Here is a 17,173-nt window from a genome sequence, read left to right as displayed (position 1 = left end):
CGACGTACCGGACCGGCGGTTGACGACGTATCGGGCCACCCGTCGATGCCGTACCGGGGCACCGGTCGATGCCGTACCGGGTCACCGGTTGATGTGGCGTCATCACACCGTGCAGCCAGGGGCCTTGTGGGGCCGTGACATCGGTTCGCCGCCAGCGCCCGATCACCGGGCGGCAACCGTTCGTTCATATCCGTGGGAACCGTCACAGTGCTGTCTCCGTAGGACCCCGCCGGTTCCCTGGCTGCGTATCGGTCCTTAGTCTGACCCTGTCAAGAGCATTGCGGGGAAACGTGAATCAGATGCAGGGCCTGCTTCTCGCAGGCCGCTACCGGCTCGCCGACTCCATCGGCAGTGGCGGCATGGGCCGGGTATGGCGTGCGCGCGACGAAGTGCTGCACCGCTCCGTGGCGATCAAGGAGCTGACGGCCGCGCTCTACGTGTCCGAGAGCGAGCAGGCCGTCCTCCTCGCCAGAACCCGGGCCGAGGCCAGGGCCGCCGCGCGCATCAACCACTCGGCCGTCGTCACCGTGCACGACGTACTGGAACACGACGGCCGCCCGTGGATCGTCATGGAGCTGGTCGAGGGCGGCTCGCTCGCCGACGCCGTCAAGGACGCGGGACGCATCGAGCCCAGGGAGGCGGCCCGGGTCGGGCTGTGGGTCCTGCGCGCTCTGCGGGCCGCGCACTCCGCCGGCGTACTGCACCGCGACGTCAAACCCGGCAACGTACTGCTCTCCCACGACCGGCGCGTGCTGCTCACCGACTTCGGGATCGCCCAGGTCGAGGGCGACACGACGATCACCCGCACCGGCGAGATCGTCGGTTCGGTCGACTATCTGGCGCCGGAACGCATCCGCGGCCAGGACCCGGGCCCGTCCGCCGACCTGTGGGCGCTCGGCGCGACGCTCTACACGGCCGTCGAGGGCAGATCGCCGTTCCGGCGGACGACACCCCTGACGACCATGCAGGCCGTCGTGGGCGAGGAGCCCGAGGCCCCGGAGAACGCGGGCCCGCTCACCTCCGTCATCACCGCCCTGCTGCGCAAGGACCCCGCCGAGCGGCCCGGTCCCGAAGAGGCCGAGCAGATGCTCGCCGAGGCCGCGGAGGGGCGGGCACCCGACGCGGCGCAGGCCTACGTGCCGACGCAGCACGGGGACGGCGCGCGGGACCCCCGGGGAACGTACGGCCAGGGACTGCCGGGCGCGTACGGGCCCGGGCAGGGCGCCGCCGCTCCCGGGTCAGAGGACGCCACCCACGCCGTCGCCCACGGGTCGCACGGCTTCAACGGGTCCCAGGGCGGCCGGTATCCGCCGGGCCCCTACGGCGGCCCGGACGGCCGCGACACGTACGGCAGCCACGGCCGGCCCGCCCCCGATCCGGCCGTCGCCACCGCGAACCAGCCTGCGGTGGCCGGCGGGCCCGGCCGGCGACGGTTCCGTACCGTCGCCGCGGTCGTGCTGGCGGCGGCGCTCGTCGGCGGCGGTGGCGTCGCGGCGATGCTGCTCGCGGACGGCTGGGGGGACGACGATGCGTCGAAGTCCTCCAACCACTCCTCGTCTCCCGGGACGCCGTCCCCCTCGGGCTCGGGCGGCGAGGGCGGTGGAAAGCAGACCGAGGCGGCCCAGACCGGTGACGTGCCCGCCGGGTGGGAGCGGGTCGACGACCCCGGGGGTTTCAGCCTCGTCCTGCCCGAGGGCTGGAAGCGGCAGGTCGAGGGCACGCAGGTCGACTACACGCCCGACGCCGGCGAGCACTTCGTACGCATCGCCGTGGACGACTCGCCGGACTTCGACAATCCGTACCGGCATCTCGTCGATCTGGAACAGCAGATATCGGGGCGGCTGAGCGAGTACCAGCAGGTCGGGCTGGAGTCCAACACCTTCCGTGACCGTCCTGGGGCGCTGTGGGAATTCACCTGGACCGCGCTGGGCAAGGACACGGAGTTTCCCGGGCCGCGGCGGGCCATCGAACAGGCGTATCTCGGCCGGGACGGGGTGGAGTGCGTGATCTACATGTCCGCGCCCGCGGAGGACTGGGAGACTGCTCGGTCGCAGTTCGACACGGTTCTGCGCGGGTGGCGGCCGCCGGAGTCCTAGCGTGCGCTCGCCCCTGCCGGGGGGGGGTGGGGACGGAGGGCGGGGGTGCGGAGTTCGTCGGCTGCGGGCCGGTGGGGGCTGGTCGCGCCGTTCCCCGCGCCCCTGAAAGACTGCGCCGTTCCCCGCGCCCCTAGGGGTAGGAGACCGCGCCGTTCCCTGCGCGCGTAAAGGCAAAAGACTGCGCCGTTCCCCGTGCCCCTGAAGGTAAAAGGCTGCGCCGTTTCCTGTGCCCCTGGAGGCAAAGGGCCGCGCTGTTCCCCGCGGCCCTGAAGCGTCGGTTGTCGGCCAATCGGCGTTGGCGGGACCCGGAAGGGTTCCGTCCGTTGCGGCATGATGGGGCCCATGGCGACCGAGGGGGAAAGACCGGAGGACAACGCCCGCGTCATCGCGGGGCGTTACCGCCTGGAAGCCAGAATCGGCCGCGGTGGCATGGGTGTCGTGTGGCGGGCCACGGACCAGTTGCTGGCCCGGCAGGTGGCGGTCAAGGAACTCGCCGTCGACGCCTCGCTCTCGGCGGCGGAGTCCCGGCTGCAGCGGGAACGCACCCTGCGCGAGGCGCGTGCGATCGCGCAGTTGCGCCATCCGCACATCATCGTCGTGCACGACGTCGTCGAGCAGGACGAACGCCCGTACATCGTCATGGACCTCCTCGAAGGAGGTTCGCTCGCCGAGCGGATCTCGCGGTCGGGGCCCGTCGGCCCGGTCGAGGCGGCGCGGATGGGCATCGACCTCCTGAGCGCGCTGCGCAAGGCGCACGACGCCGGTGTCCTGCACCGCGACCTGAAGCCCGCGAACGTACTCCTCACCCTGTCCGGCATCGTCGTCCTCACCGACTTCGGGGTCGCGCAGGTCGCGGGCGCGACGACGCTCACCGAGAGCGGCTCGTTCGTGGGCTCGCCCGAGTACACCGCACCCGAGCGGATGGCGGGCCTCAGGACCGGGCCCGAGTCCGACCTGTGGTCTCTGGGCGCACTGCTCTGCACGGTCCTCAGCGGCGAATCCCCGTTCCGCCGCGACTCGTTGGGCGGCACACTGCACGCGGTGGTCGTCGACGACATACTTCCGCCCGCCGCCGCCGGGCCCCTGCTGCCCGTCGTACGCGGCCTGCTCGAACGCGATCCGGAGCGGCGGCTCGACGCGATCGAGGCGGAGCGGCTGTTACGGGTCTTCCTGGACACGGGCCGTATGCCGCAGGTCCCGCCCGGCTACAGGCCTCCGCGGCGGGACGCGTCCGGGCGGGATTCCGGCACCTCGGCATCGGTTCCGGAACCGGCCGTGCCGCATCCGCTGAGAGCCCCCTTCGCCGTCTCCTCGTCGATGCGCAACGTGCTGATCGCGGCGGCCCTCGTCGCGGCGATGGCCGTGGCGGGCGTGTCGGCGGCAGCCCTGCTGCTGGGCGACGGCGGCAACGGACCGACCCCGCCGGGGGGTTCGGTGTCCTCGTCCCGTACGGCCACCGGCCCGACGCCGGGTTCCAGCGGCACCGGCTCCCGGCCCACGGCCTCCGCCGGCCGCACGGTGCCCACGGGATACCGGCTCGTCCACGACGCGGCGGGCTTCTCGCTCGCCGTCCCCGTGGGCTTCACGCGCGAGGCGCAGAGCGAGCGCGTCTACTACATGTCGGCCGGGAAGACCTTCCGCATCGGCGTCAAGGTGTCCGCACCGGAACCGGGCGGTCCGCTCGCGGTGCTGGAGCGCGCGGCCGGGAAGGGGCCCGACACCTACCCCGGGTACCGCGACGGCCGGGTCACCGAGACCACCCGCTCCGGGCGGCCCGCCGCGCTCTGGGAGTTCACCTGGGACGGCTTCAGCGCGGCGGAGGGCGCGCGGCACATCTACGAACTGTGCTGGGAGGAGGGCGGCCGGATGTACGACGTGCTGGTGTCGTCGCCGGTCGGCCAGGCGCGCGAGGCACGGGAGTACTTCGACGTCGCGGTGGACACCGTGGCCCGTACGGGCTCATGAGCCGCATTTCACCGTAAAGCACGCGTTGTGCGTCACGGGTCTGTGACCGGAAAGCATCCAGGGTGGAGCGGAGACACCTGCCGCGATAAGGATGGACCCCATGAGCAGCAACGGGGGAGCCCCTTACGGACCCGACGAACCGACGAGTTTCGGTCTGCAACCGCCACGACCACCGGTCGCCGTGCCCCACCCCGGGAATCCGTACGCCACACCTCCGCAGGTCGTGCCCGAGGCCGTACCGCAGCAGCAGGCGCACCCGGCACCGCAGGCGTACCCGGCACCTCAGGCGCACCCCGGGCAACAGGCGCCGCATGAACCCGGCTCCGGCCGGCTCATCGCGGACCGGTACCGGCTGCTCGACAAGCTCGGCCACGGGGGCATGGGGACCGTGTGGCGGGCCAAGGACGAGACGGTGGACCGGGAGGTCGCCGTCAAGGAGCCGCGCGTCCCGGACCATCTTCCCGAACGTGAACGAGCCAATGTCTCCGAGCGGATGCGCCGCGAGGCGCGCGCCGCGGCCCGGCTCGACCATCCTGCCGTCGTCACCGTCCACGACGTCGCCGTGGTCGACGGCCGGCCGTGGATCGTGATGGAACTGGTCCGGGGACGCTCGCTCGGCGCCGCGCTCCAGGAGGGCACGCTCGGCGCGCGCGAGGCGGCGAGAATCGGCCTGGAGGTGCTCGGCGCGCTGGAGTCCGCGCACGCGGCGGGCATCCTGCACCGCGACGTCAAGCCGGACAACGTCCTGCTCGGCACGGGAGACCGGGTCGTCCTCACCGACTTCGGCATCGCCCAGATCGAGGGCGAGACGAATCTGACCGACACGGGCGGCTTCGTCGGCTCGCCCGAGTTCATCGCGCCCGAGAGGGTGCTGGGACAGCGCCCCGGCCCGGCCTCCGACCTCTGGTCGCTGGGCGTGGTCCTGTACGCGGCCACGGAGGGCGTGTCGCCGTTCCGCCGCAGCAACACGCCCGCGACGCTCCAGTCGGTCCTCAACGCCACGCCCGCCCCGCCCAACGCGGCCACGGGACCGCTCGCCGAGGCCATCAACGGCCTCCTCGACAAGGACCCGAACCGCCGTCCGGACGCCGCGCGGGTACGTGCCCTCCTGGAGCAGACCGCGCGACCGCCGCAGCTCGCGCCCACCCAGGTCGTCCAGCGGCCCGCGTCCGACGGGGCGCACCCCGGTGGCAGGCCGTTCCGCGTCGGCCGCAAGGGATGGATCGGCCTCGGGGCCGTGGTCGTCGCGGCGGCGGTGGCGGCGTACCTGGTGATCGCTGATCCGTTCGCCGGGCCGCTGCCGGACGGCTGGAAGAAGACCGACGTGAAGGCGTTGGGCGCCACCATGGCGGTGCCGGCGGGTTACCAGAAGAGCGTGCCCAAGCCCGACGCGCCCAAGGACGATCACTGGGTGCAGTTCACCGACCAGAGCGGCACGCTGTGGATCAGCCTGTCGCTGGAGAAGAAGTCCGAGGACACCTCGGGGGAGATCGCCGGGACGGCGTCGGCGGAGATGTACGAGGACGACGCGACGTACAAGCGGAGCGGCGCGTACGGGCTCGGGATGGACTCGGAACCGGCGCCCACGAGCGACCCCAACGACGTCAAGTACAAGGACCGCAAGGCGGCCCGGAACACGGTCACCTACCGCAGCACGGACACCGAGAATCCGCGGCCTCGGGAGATGCAGGTCCTGTACTACAGGACGACGTCGGGGGACATGTACAAGCTCATGATCGGTTACCCGGGCAAGGGGGATTTCACCGCGCGGGGCCGGGTGGTCGCTTCGACGGCCATCGCGAACCTGGACATCGACAGGTTGTGAACCTCTGCGGATGCCTAGTGGGTGACTCGGCGTGGCATCACGCGGGCGTCGGTAGCGGCATACTGCTGCCTCGGGTCGTCGATCGTCGGGTGCGGCCCGGTGGGGGTTGCCCGCGCAGTTCCCCGCGCCCCTGAAAACAACGGCAGCCCGGGCCCCCTTATTTGGGGGCGCGGGGAACTGCGCAGTCTTTTGGCTTTCAGGGGCGCGGGGAACGGCGCAGGTTTGGACACGAGAGGCGGCAGGCGTGGGCCTGGATCTTGACGGGCGGGCACATGCCCGGCAGCGCTGGGCAGCACGCAGCGCCCTGACCGCAGCCGGCACCGCGGTGCTGCTGCCGCTCGCGTTCGGGGGACTCGCGAGCCTGCTGCTCGTAGTGGTGGGAGCGCTCGGTACGGCGGTGACCGTGGCCGCCCTGTGGTGGGTGCTGACCCTCCGCGGACCGTCCCGCGCGGCGGCCGTGGCGCTGGCCGTCGCGACACCCGCAGCCGTCGTCTGGTTCTTCGCCGCCGAGAACCTGCTCTGGGTCGTCATCGTGTCCCTGGCCCTGTGGGGATTCGCCGTCTGGGCCGGCAAGTTCGCGCTCAGCAGCACCAAGTCGCACACGGTGAGCGTGCGGGAGCACCGGACTCCGGCGCCCACCAGCCCCTTCCTCATCATGAACCCGCGGTCCGGCGGCGGAAAGGTCGAGCGGTTCGGGCTGAAGGAGAAGGCCGAGAAGCTCGGGGCGCGGGTCCACCTCCTCGACCCCGAACGGCACGAGGACGTGACCGAACTCGCCCGGCAGGCCGTCGCGGACGGCGCCGATCTGCTCGGCGTCGCGGGCGGGGACGGTACGCAGGCGCTGGTCGCCGCCGTCGCCGCGGAGCACGGCATGCCGTTCCTCGTCGTCTCCGCCGGAACCCGCAACCACTTCGCCATGGACCTCGGACTCGACCGGAACGATCCTGCGGCGAGCTTGGACGCCCTCACCGACGAGGGTGTCGAACTCCATGTCGACCTCGGCTTCGCCGACACGTACCCCTTCGTCAACAACGCCTCGTTCGGGGCGTACGCGGTCGTCGTGCAGAGCCCCGAGTACCGGGACGACAAGGTCCGTACGACGCTGGAGCTGCTGCCCGAACTGCTCACGCACCAGCGGGGGCCGCGGCTGACCGCCCGTGTGGAGGAGACGGGCGGGACGGCAGGTACGGAGGCGGGGGGCGCCACCGCGGCGACCGTCGTCGACGGGCCGCAGGCCCTCCTGGTGAGCAACAACCCCTACCGCATGGACGATCCGGCGGGTCTCGGCTACCGCGAGCGGCTGGAGTCCGGCGTCCTCGGCGTTCTCGGCGTCAGGGTCGAGAACGCCGCCGAGGCCGCCGGGCTGCTGCTGGGCAGGCACTCCACCGGGCTCACGGTGCTGACCGCCCGCGAGGTGGTCGTCGACGCCGACCGCCCCGAGATCGAGGTCGGCGTGGACGGCGAGGCCCTCATGCTGCCCACGCCGGTACGGTGCCGGATCGAGCCCGGCGCCCTGCGCGTACGCGTCCCCGGGAACCGGCCGGGCGTACCGGAGACCAAGCCGCCCATGGACTGGCGCCGGCTGCGCAAACTCGCGGCTGCGGTGGGCCGTACGGCACTCCCCAAACACCGGGCCCTGCCCCGGGAAGAACCCCTGCCCGCGAACCGGACACCTCCCACGGCCTGACCCACGGTTGATCCACCGCGTACACGGCCCGAACATCGACAAGCTCCGTCCCAGCGCGGTACTGATGGGACATGAGCGATGACGGGGGGCGCCTGGTCGGCGGCCGTTACCGGCTGACCGAGCGCATCGGCTCGGGCGGTATGGGCACCGTATGGCGGGCCGCGGACGAACTCGTGGGGCGGGACGTCGCGGTCAAGGAGCCCCGGCTGCCCGGCGATCCGCGGGACGCGGCCCACCAGCGCGCGTACCACCGGCTGCAGCGCGAGGCACGGGCGGCGGCGCGTGTGGAGCATCCCGGCGCCGTGGCGATCCACGACGTGGTCGTGGAGGACGGACTGCCCTGGATCGTCATGGAGTTGATCCGCGGCGAGTCCCTCCACGAGGTGCTCCAGCGCGGCGCGCTCCCGCCCACCGAGTCGGCGCGGATCGGGCTGTCCGTGGTGGGCGCGCTGAAGGCCGCGCACGCCAAGGGCATCGTGCACCGCGATGTGAAACCCGCGAACATCCTCCTCGGACAGCACGGCCGCGTCGTGCTCACCGACTTCGGCATCGCGCACATCCAGGGCGAGGAATCCCTCACCATGAGCGGGGAGTTCGTGGGCTCCCTCGAATTCATCGCGCCGGAGCGGATGTCCGGCCGGGGCGCGGGCCCGGCCGCGGACATGTGGTCCCTTGGCGTCTGCCTGTACGCGGCCGTCGAGGGCTGGTCCCCGTTCCGGCGTACGACGCTGGAGTCCACCCTCGCCGCGATCCTGTCCGCCGAGCCGCCGGAACCCGAGCACGCGGGACCGCTCGGGCCGCTGATCGTCCGGCTCCTGGCGAAGGACCCGGACCAGCGGCCGGACGCCGACGAGGTCGCCGCCTCGCTGGAGGCGGTGGCGGAGGGCTGGCCGACACCGAGGGGCGACCTGACGACCCCACAGGACGCGTCCCTCTTACGCGAGTTCGCGGACGACTCGGGAACGGTCCGGCTCGGGCACACACCTGCGGCATCCGTCGAGCCCGTGGAGCCCGCACAGCCCGTAGAGCCCGTAGAGCCGGAGGAGGCAGAGGAGACGGGGGAGGGCGGAAGCGCCGGCCCGGACCCGGCTCCCGCCCGAGCCGCCACCCCCGCCTCGGACAACACCCACCCCGACGCCGTACTCCCGGAACCACAACCGAAACCGTCCCCGTCACCATCCCCACCTCCGTCACCGACTCGCCGCCACGCCCCGCGTCTCATCGGCGGGACCCTCGTAGGCGCCCTGCTCCTCGCGGGCGGGGTCTGGCTCGGTACTTCGCTCAACGGCGACGGCGACAACGGTGGTGGCCGGAGCGCGGGGGACAGGGCCCCCGTGAACTCGTCCGTGACCTCTCCCGAGACCGCGACCGGACCCACGGCCGACGAGGTGTGGACCGCCCGTCCGGAGAAGGACCTGAAGGCGGTCCTCCACCTCCCCCGCCAGTTCGTGCGCTTCCACGAGCAGGGTGGCGCCGACGACCAGCCGCGGATGGCGATCTTCGACAACGACGAGGTCGTCCAGGTCCGGCTCACCCAGTGGGACAGGGCGCCGAGCTCGCCGATGGCCCGGGCGCGGCACCAGGGCGACACCTGGGCGGGCTACGGCGAGTCGAGGACCCAGTACACGCCGACGTCCTTCCACGGGTTCGAGGCCGTGCTCGCCGACACCACCTACGACACCGAGGGCAATCTGACCCGGGTCATGGAGCTGATGATCCTCACCGACGACAGCCGGATGTACGAGCTGCGGGTGGACATGCCCAAGGGGACGGCGGACGAGAAGAGGGGCACCGCGGTGTTCAAGGGGGCCCGGGACCGTCTTGAGATCGAGCCGTGACGTCCGGGGCGTGAGGCGCGAGGACCCGCTCCGGAAATCTCCGCAGGGCTCCGATCCTCTCTGATCGTCACCGGACAACACCCTGATCAGGCCATTTACTGCCAGTGATCACTGGCGCCTTGTGTGTACTCGGTGAAACCCTGTTACCGACGGGTACCCAAAGAGCTCGGGCGGGCATACCCTGCGGCTCATGACGGACTCGCAGGCCCCGGCACAGGCCCCGGAAAAGACCGATACCAACCCTCTCGCGCCCGCCCCCGAAGGCGCCCGTACGGCCGCTGACGTGGTCACGCCCGAGCTGATCGCCCAGCTCACCCGTGGCGTGGTCGGCTCGGGCCGCACCGCCAACCACACGCCGTTCACCGGCGAGAAGCTGGCCGACCTGCCGGAGTCCACCCCGCAGGACGTGGAACTGGCCTACGAGCGGGCGCGCGCCGCCCAGTTCCTCTGGGGCCAGATCCCCGTCAAGGAGCGCGCGGCCGTCCTCCTCCGCTTCCACGACCTCGTGCTCGCCCGCCAGGCCGAGGTGCTGGACCTGATCCAGCTGGAGACCGGCAAGGCCCGGCTGCACGCCCACGAGGAGGTCCAGGCGGTCGCCGTCGCGGCCCGCCACTACGGCCGCCGCGCCCCCTTCTACCTGCGGCCCAAGCGGCACGCGGGCGCCATGCCGACCCTCACCAAGGTCACCGAGCTGCGCCACCCGCGAGGGGTCGTCGGCCAGATCGCCCCCTGGAACTACCCCCTTGAGCTCTCCGTCGGCGACGCGCTGCCCGCCTTCGTCTCGGGCAACGCCGTGGTGATGAAGCCCGACACCGAGACGTGTCTCACCGCCCTGTGGGCCCGTGACCTGCTGATCGAGGCGGGCCTGCCGGCCGACGTCTTCCAGGTCGTCCTCGGCGAGGGCCCGGTCATCGGCCCGGAGGTCGTCAAGCACGCCGACTACGTCTCCTTCACCGGCTCCACCCGCACCGGCCGCGAGGTCGCCCAGGGCGCGGCGGCCCGGCTGGTCGGCGTCTCCCTCGAACTCGGCGGCAAGAACGCCATGCTGGTCCTTGAGGACGCCGACATCGACCGGGCGGCGGCCGGCGCGGTCCGCGCCTGCTTCTCGTCGGCCGGTCAGCTGTGCATCAGCATCGAGCGGCTGTACGTCCACGAGTCGATCGCGGACACGTTCCTGGAGCGGTTCGCCGCCCGCACGAAGGCGATGCGCCTCGGTACGTCCCTCGCGTACGGCGCCGAGATGGGCTCCCTGGTCGGCGAACGCCAGCTGGAGACCGTGACCCGGCACGTCGAGGAGGCCGTCGCCAAGGGCGCGACCGTCGTCGCCGGTGGTGTCGCGCGCCCGGACATCGGCCCGTACTTCTTCGAGCCGACCATCCTCGACGGCGTCGAGTCGCCGATGGCGGTCTGCGGCGAGGAGACCTTCGGCCCGGTCGTCTCGATCTACCGGTTCAAGGGCGAGGACGAGGTGATCGCCTCCGCCAACGCGACGGCGTACGGCCTCAACTCCTCGGTCTGGACGAAGGACGGCCGCCGCGGCGCCAAGGTCGCGGCCCGGCTGCGCACCGGGACGGTCAACATCAACGAGGGCTACGGGCCCGCGTACGGCAGCGTCCAGTCGCCGATGGGCGGCATGAAGGACTCCGGCCTCGGCCGCCGCCACGGCTCCGAGGGCATCCTCAAGTACACGGAGGCCCAGACCGTCGCCCAGCAGCGCCTGCTGCCGATGGCCCCGTCCCTGGGAATGGACGACGAGAAGTACGCAGCGTTCATGAGCCGCAGCCTGCGGCTCATGAAGGCATTCCGGTTTCGGTAGGGCGCCCCGCCAGAGGCTCGCGCCCTGTCAGGGGCGCGGGGCCGCATCGACATGCGGCTCCGCCGCGTGAGCGCGAGCAACCACGCACCACCCGCACGCACACTCAACGAGGAGCATCGTGCCCCAGGACACTTACGACTACGACGTCATCGTCGTGGGCTCCGGCTTCGGCGGATCCGTCACCGCCCTCCGCCTGACGGAGAAGGGCTACCGTGTAGGTGTCCTGGAAGCGGGCCGCCGCTTCACCCCGGCCACGCTCCCCAAGAACTCCTGGGACCTGAAGAACTACCTCTGGGCGCCGAAGCTCGGCATGTACGGCCTCCAGCGCATCCACCTGCTCGGCAACGTCATGGTGCTCGCCGGCGCGGGCGTGGGCGGCGGTTCCCTCAACTACGCCAACACCCTCTACGTACCGCCGAAGCCGTTCTTCGAGGATCCGCAGTGGAAGGACATCACCGACTGGCAGGAGGAGCTGAAGCCGTACTACGACCAGGCGCAGCGCATGCTCGGCGTACGGCTCAACCCGACCATGACCCCCTCGGACGTCCATCTCAAGGCGGCGGCCCGGCGGATGGGGGTGGGCGACACCTTCCACATGGCGCCGGTCGGTGTCTTCTTCGGTGACGGCGAGGATGCCGACGGAACCGCGAAGGCGCGGCCGGGGGAGCAGGTCGACGACCCGTACTTCGGCGGTGCCGGGCCTGCCCGCAAGGCGTGCGCCGAGTGCGGCGAGTGCATGACGGGCTGCCGGCACGGCGCGAAGAACACCCTCAACGAGAACTATCTGTACCTCGCCGAGAAGGCGGGCGCGGTCGTCCACCCCCTGACGACCGTCGTGTCCGTCACGGACGACTCGCAGGGCGGGTTCGCCGTCTCGACGCTCCCCACGGACCGCGGACGCAAGAGCGCAGGACGTGAGGGGCGTGTCTTCAAGGCCCGCCGGGTCGTCCTCGCGGCCGGCACGTACGGTACGCAGACCCTGCTGCACCGGATGAAGGACGGCGGCCAGTTGCCGTACCTGTCGAAGCGGCTGGGGGAGCTGACCCGTACGAACTCCGAGGCGCTGGTCGGCGCGCAGACCAGCGACCGCCGCTACCGCAAGGCCACCGGTGAGGCGAGGGCCGACTTCACGCGCGGTGTCGCCATCACGTCCTCGATCCACCCGGACGCCAACACGCACATCGAGCCCGTCCGCTACGGCAAGGGCTCCAACTCGATGGGCAGCCTGTCGATCCTCCAGGTGCCGTACACGGAGGGCTCGTCGAGGGCGCTCGCCTGGCTGGTCAACGCGGTGAAGCACCCCACCCTCGTGGCGCGTTCGCTCTCCAACCGCCGCTGGTCGGAGCGGACCATCATCGGCCTGGTGATGCAGTCCCTCGACAACTCCCTGACGACGTACCTGAAGCCGAAGGGCGCGGGCAAGGGACTGCTGACCGCCCGCCAGGGGCACGGCGCCCCCAACCCCAAGCAGATCAGGACCGCTTCGGAGGGCGCCTCCGCGATAGCCGCCGAGATCAACGGTTTCCCGGGCTCCAACGTCGGCGAGCTGATGGGCACTCCGCTGACCGCCCACTTCCTGGGCGGCTGCCCGATCGGCGCCTCCGCCGACGAGGGCGTCATCGACCCGTACCACCGGCTGTACGGGCACCCGGGCATCTCCGTCGTCGACGGCGCCGCGGTCTCGGCGAACCTGGGCGTGAACCCGTCGCTGACGATCACCGCACAGGCCGAGCGCGCGATGTCTTACTGGCCCAACAAGGGCGAGACGGACCCGCGTCCCGCGCCCGGTGCCGCGTACGAGCGCCTCGAAGCGGTCGAGCCGCGCACCCCCGCGGTCCCGGCGGACGCCTTCGGCGCCCTGAAACTCCCGTTCCTCGGCATGCCGACGATCCCACCGAAGAAGTGAAGAAGTAGCGGCAAGAGAAGAAGTAGCGGCAGGAAAGGAAAAAGACGAAGGACCTGCGCCCCCCTCCGAGCGCAGGTCCTTACGTCTTGTCGCACATACAGCAAGTCGGTCATGCGTGACGCGTCATGTGTTCTATGCGCCGTCAACGGGCCCGTCAGGGCCCTGTTGAGGGGCGCGGGGAACTGCGCGACAAGCCCCCACCGGGCCCGCAGTCAAACACCGGCCCTCCAAGCGGAGCTACTCGCCAGCCTTACGACGCCGCGCAACGACAACGGCCCCCACCCCAGCGGCGAGCGCAACCCCACCCACGAGCCCGATCGTCGGCAGCGCGGAGCTGGACCCGGTCTCGGCAAGGTTCCCGGTCACCTGCGGCGTATCGGCCTTGTCCGGCTTCTGGTCGCTGACCGGCGCCTTGCCGCCTTCCTGCGGCTTCGTGCCGCCGGTGTCCGTACCCGCGGCGACGATCCGGAACTTGTACGCGACCTCGCCGAAGCCGGTGCACTCCGCGTCGTCGTCACCGTAGATCGTCGCGCCGAGCGAGAAGCCCGCGCCGACGGGAGCGGTGGACTTCACGTTGATCCGCAGCGGGACGTGGACCTCGTAGTCGGGCTTGAGCTCGTCGGTGTAGCCGACGAAGCCGACCGCGTAACCCTCTTCGTCGAGGTTCTCCCAGACCTTGTCGTCCGGGTTCCAGGCCTGGAGCTGCACCTGCTTGCTCTTGAAGAGGTCCGTGCCGTCCACGTCGGAGGAGGCGCCGGCGAGGAAGTCGAGGTCCTGGAGCGTCGAGTCGGAGGAGTTCAGGACGTTCAGCGAGAACTTGTGCCAGCCGCTGCCCACGGAGATCTTGCCGGGCAGGCCGGTGATGCTGACGTCGACCTTGGTGTCCTCGCACACCGACGGCTCGGGGTCCGGGGTCTCGGACTCCCCGGGCGGGGTGGTGCTCGGCGCCGGGGTGGTCGCCGGCCGGGTCGAGGTCGGCGTACCCGCGGGGGTCGTGGAGGCCGGCGGCGTCGTCGCGGGTGTCGCGGCGGGCGTCGTCGTCTCGGCGGCCCCGGTCTCGGTCTCCGTCGCACCCGGCGTCACGGACGCGGTCGTGGTCTCGGTCCCGGTGGGCGCGGGGTCGGTCGCGAACGCGGCCGGGGCCGACAGCAGCGCGAGCGGGGCTATGACAGCCGTCGTGGCCGCAGCGACCATGACACGGCGAAGCTTCATGAAGACCTCGGAAAGTCCGGTGTGCCGTGGCGTCACGGCACGAGATTCGGGAGGCCTCCGCGTGGCGGTCGCGGGTACGGCCATTGGTTCCGTAAGTGAGACCTGTGACTCCTGTGAAGGGTTGTCCTTAAACTCACAGAATTCTTATGTGGGCTGGGTCACACGCGGGCTCGACTTGTGAACTCCCGTACCCACGCCTTAGAACTGACCCTCGGTCGACTGTTCGAGTACGTCGACAGGTATGTCGACAGGTACATCGACCAGCACGTCAGCCACGGGGGAGAGGCGCGAGCGTCGTGAGTGAGAAGCCGTCCGGGAAGGCGCCGGAAGAGCCCGGGGAACCCGGGGAGCCCAGGGAACCCGACGGGTCCGGGGAGCCGATACCCGACGACGTGTGGGAGCGGTTCGTCCGGGACAGCGAGCGGGACATCCGGATCTCGGAGGCGCCCAAGGAGCCGTCCGCGCGCGCCCGCATGGTGACCGAGCGCCTGCGGCAGCAGGAGGCACGCGGTGAACTGCCCCCGGCCTGGCGCGCGGACCCCGTCGGGCAGCGGGCGTACGGGCGCGCAGCCCGGCGCCGCAAGGTGTGGACGGTCATCGGCATCCCGCTCGCCCTCGCGGTGGCCGTGGTGGCCATGAAACCGTCCCTGCTGCCGGGCGACCCCTTCGGCACGGACTCGACCTCGGGCCCGGGCGCGCAGACCTCCCCGCTGCCCGCGGAGACCGCGCCCGAGACCGCGGCTCCGGATTCCGCGCCCGGCTCGCCCACCCTGGACGAGCCCTTCGCCGGTTCCCCGGCCGCGCGGTACGCCGACGGCGCCGCCGGGATCGTGCTGCCGGAGGCGAAAGCGGTCGGCGCGTTCTCGAAGGAGCAGGTCGCCGGGGCCCTGGAGCAGAGCAGGACCCTGCTCGTCGACGCCAACGTCGACCGCGGGACGCTGCTCGGCGACACCCCCGAGACCGTGCTCGGCAAGGTGCTCGACCCCGAACAGCCCGAACTCATCGACGACTTGAAGTCCCGGCTGCGCAAGCCCGGCAGGGGCCACGATCCACTGCGCTTCTTCAGCCGCTTCGACCGTGACGAGGTACGGCTCGTCGGTGACGTGGTCAAGACCCGTGGCCGTACGACGTTCGAGGCGGGCGAGGAAGGGGCGCTGGACATCCACACCGACTACACCTTCGTGTACGCGCTCGCCCCCGCCGACCCGGACTCCACCGAGGTGGCCCGCACCATCGTCCGCCGCGTCATCGACCTGCGGCTGCTCAACCCCGCGAAGTACAAGGCGACGCCGGGCAGACTGGCGGTCATCAGGTACGACGACGACATCGCCAACTCCGCCTGCGACGTCCACGACGGCTTCCTGCACCCGCGGCTGTCCTCCGGCGGCCCGACGGGCGCGCCTCCGAGCGGGCCCGCGGTCGACCCGTACGACCGCAGCAGGGACATCGGGGACGACTCCGGCGACTCCACCGACGCAGGCGACTCCACCGACTCCGGCGGGGAGTCGTGCGGGTCGGTGTCGCGCACATGACGACAAGGATGAAGATGAAGATCTCGCGCCCTCTGGTGGCCGCGTCGGCCGTCGTCGCCCTCGGTTGCGTCGCGGCGTGCGGTGGGGGCGGAGACGGCGCCGATCGGCACGGGAAGTCGTCGCGGTCGAAGACGAGCGGACCGACGAACGGTGGCGAGGAGACGAAGGCACCCGCCGAGGGGAGCGAGGACGGCGAGGACGGCGATGCCTCGCGGGGCACAGGGTCCCCGCAGGACACACGCGACCCGCAGGACTCCTCGGGCGGGGGCGTGTCCAAGGGCGGCCGGCCCCTGACCGAGGCGCAGTTGAAGAAGGCCGCGCTCGTGACGGGTGACGCCAAGGGCTTTGAGGTCAAGGCGTCGGAAGGGGCGGACCTCCTGGGTCAGACCGTCCCGGCGACCCCGTCGAAGTGTCAGCCGGTCGCCGACATGTTCCTGTTCTCCACCGATCCGGCCTCGCGGGCGGGAGTCAGCCGCGGTGCCGTGCCGAAGGACGAGATGAACGCCTCGGTGATCACGTTCGCCCTCCTCGCCTACAAGTCCCGCGAGGCGGACAGGGCGATCGACGGCCTGCGTGCGGCGATCAAGGAGTGCACCGCGTACCGGCACGCCGACTACGACTACAAGGACATCGAGGCGACGGCCGATCCGGACCTGGGTGACGAGTCCGTCGCGTTCAGGCTGGTCGCCTCGATCGAGGGGGCCCAGGTGCCCGCCGCGTACACGGTCGTCCGCGACGGTACGACGCTGGTGGCCTTCAGCTCGATGAACATGCTCGACGCGGACGAGATCGAGGTCCCGGCCGAGCTGGTCAAGGCGCAGCTGGCCAAACTGGCGACGACGACCGCCTAGCCCGCCGAAAGCTCTGAGCCCTGAGCCCAGAGCCCGCAGCGGGAAGTCGGAAGCCGGGAGTCGGGCCACCGGGCGTCGGGACAGGCGAAGGGCCCCGCGGGACGATCCACGGGGCCCTTCGTGGTCAGCACCGACGTCAGGGCAGCGCCGGTGCCTGGGGAGGCGGCGCCGGGGGGTAGCGCCGCTCCATGGCTTGTCCGCCGGTCTGCGCCCGGCGCACTCGGGGAGTGCGCGTGGTCTCGACCAATGGCAGTAGGGCGGTGCAATACGGATGTCGCTCGAGGACTCGGGGTGTTCTAGGCATCGTGCTCGATGGGCCGCGGCCTACGCAACCGTTTCGACCGCCCTTGCACAGATTCCGCCGGGGGGGGGCGGGGGCGCCCCCTGGCCGCCCCGCTTGGGTGAGCCGGGGGGAGTGCCCAGCCGGCGGGGCACCTAGAAGGGG

Annotated in this window: 10 protein-coding genes; 9 read left to right on the top strand and 1 reads right to left on the bottom strand. The window is 71.5% G+C overall.

What is annotated here, in order from left to right:
• Positions 1-299: 299 nt before the first annotated feature.
• From ACFVH5_RS18810 to ACFVH5_RS18780, 7 genes are all read left to right on the top strand, one after another.
• Complete coding sequence (locus ACFVH5_RS18810) at positions 300-2,096, top strand: serine/threonine-protein kinase (RefSeq protein WP_385834790.1); 1,797 nt, start codon at positions 300-302, stop codon at positions 2,094-2,096.
• A 342-nt stretch (positions 2,097-2,438) separates the two neighbouring features.
• Positions 2,439-4,061 (top strand): serine/threonine-protein kinase, encoded by a 1,623-nt coding sequence (locus ACFVH5_RS18805; protein WP_385834789.1) that lies wholly within the window; start codon positions 2,439-2,441, stop codon positions 4,059-4,061.
• A 100-nt stretch (positions 4,062-4,161) separates the two neighbouring features.
• Complete coding sequence (locus ACFVH5_RS18800) at positions 4,162-5,886, top strand: protein kinase (protein WP_385834788.1); 1,725 nt, start codon at positions 4,162-4,164, stop codon at positions 5,884-5,886.
• Positions 5,887-6,130: 244 nt separating this feature from the next.
• Positions 6,131-7,573 (top strand): diacylglycerol/lipid kinase family protein, encoded by a 1,443-nt coding sequence (locus ACFVH5_RS18795; protein WP_385834787.1) that lies wholly within the window; start codon positions 6,131-6,133, stop codon positions 7,571-7,573.
• A 71-nt stretch (positions 7,574-7,644) separates the two neighbouring features.
• Positions 7,645-9,411: a serine/threonine-protein kinase gene (locus ACFVH5_RS18790; protein WP_385834786.1), complete on the top strand. Its 1,767-nt coding sequence runs from the start codon at positions 7,645-7,647 to the stop codon at positions 9,409-9,411.
• 190 nt (positions 9,412-9,601) lie between these two features.
• Complete coding sequence (locus ACFVH5_RS18785; protein ID WP_385834784.1) at positions 9,602-11,227, top strand: succinic semialdehyde dehydrogenase; 1,626 nt, start codon at positions 9,602-9,604, stop codon at positions 11,225-11,227.
• Between the two features lie 118 nt (positions 11,228-11,345).
• Positions 11,346-13,133 (top strand): GMC oxidoreductase, encoded by a 1,788-nt coding sequence (locus tag ACFVH5_RS18780; protein ID WP_385834783.1) that lies wholly within the window; start codon positions 11,346-11,348, stop codon positions 13,131-13,133.
• Positions 13,134-13,370: 237 nt separating this feature from the next.
• Here ACFVH5_RS18780 and ACFVH5_RS18775 read toward each other — a convergent pair whose 3' ends face one another.
• Positions 13,371-14,345, bottom strand: a complete 975-nt coding sequence (locus tag ACFVH5_RS18775; protein ID WP_385834782.1) for an LAETG motif-containing sortase-dependent surface protein — start codon at positions 14,343-14,345, stop codon at positions 13,371-13,373.
• Positions 14,346-14,641: 296 nt separating this feature from the next.
• On the opposite strand from ACFVH5_RS18775, the gene ACFVH5_RS18770 reads away from it, so the two are divergent.
• Together ACFVH5_RS18770 and ACFVH5_RS18765 are read left to right on the top strand one after the other, a co-directional pair.
• On the top strand, positions 14,642-15,877 hold the full coding sequence (locus tag ACFVH5_RS18770) for a hypothetical protein (protein WP_385834781.1): 1,236 nt from the start codon (positions 14,642-14,644) through the stop codon (positions 15,875-15,877).
• Between the two features lie 14 nt (positions 15,878-15,891).
• Positions 15,892-16,728 (top strand): hypothetical protein, encoded by an 837-nt coding sequence (locus ACFVH5_RS18765; protein ID WP_385834780.1) that lies wholly within the window; start codon positions 15,892-15,894, stop codon positions 16,726-16,728.
• Positions 16,729-17,173 lie beyond the last annotated feature (445 nt).

Origin of the sequence: Streptomyces sp. NPDC127119 (genome assembly GCF_042677425.1) — a bacterium.
Taxonomy (GTDB): domain Bacteria; phylum Actinomycetota; class Actinomycetes; order Streptomycetales; family Streptomycetaceae; genus Streptomyces.
Note: the sequence above shows the minus strand (reverse complement) of the source record. Positions and strands in the feature narration are given on the sequence as shown.

Excerpts from the sequence above, each read along its gene's own strand:
- ACFVH5_RS18810 (WP_385834790.1), top strand. The coding sequence starts at position 300 with ATGCAGGGCCTGCTTCTCGCAGGCCGCTACCGGCTCGCCGACTCCATC.
- ACFVH5_RS18805 (WP_385834789.1), top strand. The coding sequence starts at position 2,439 with ATGGCGACCGAGGGGGAAAGACCGGAGGACAACGCCCGCGTCATCGCG.
- ACFVH5_RS18800 (WP_385834788.1), top strand. The coding sequence starts at position 4,162 with ATGAGCAGCAACGGGGGAGCCCCTTACGGACCCGACGAACCGACGAGT.
- ACFVH5_RS18790 (WP_385834786.1), top strand. The coding sequence starts at position 7,645 with ATGAGCGATGACGGGGGGCGCCTGGTCGGCGGCCGTTACCGGCTGACC.
- ACFVH5_RS18785 (WP_385834784.1), top strand. The coding sequence starts at position 9,602 with ATGACGGACTCGCAGGCCCCGGCACAGGCCCCGGAAAAGACCGATACC.
- ACFVH5_RS18775 (WP_385834782.1), bottom strand. The coding sequence starts at position 14,345 with ATGAAGCTTCGCCGTGTCATGGTCGCTGCGGCCACGACGGCTGTCATA.
- ACFVH5_RS18765 (WP_385834780.1), top strand. The coding sequence starts at position 15,892 with ATGAAGATCTCGCGCCCTCTGGTGGCCGCGTCGGCCGTCGTCGCCCTC.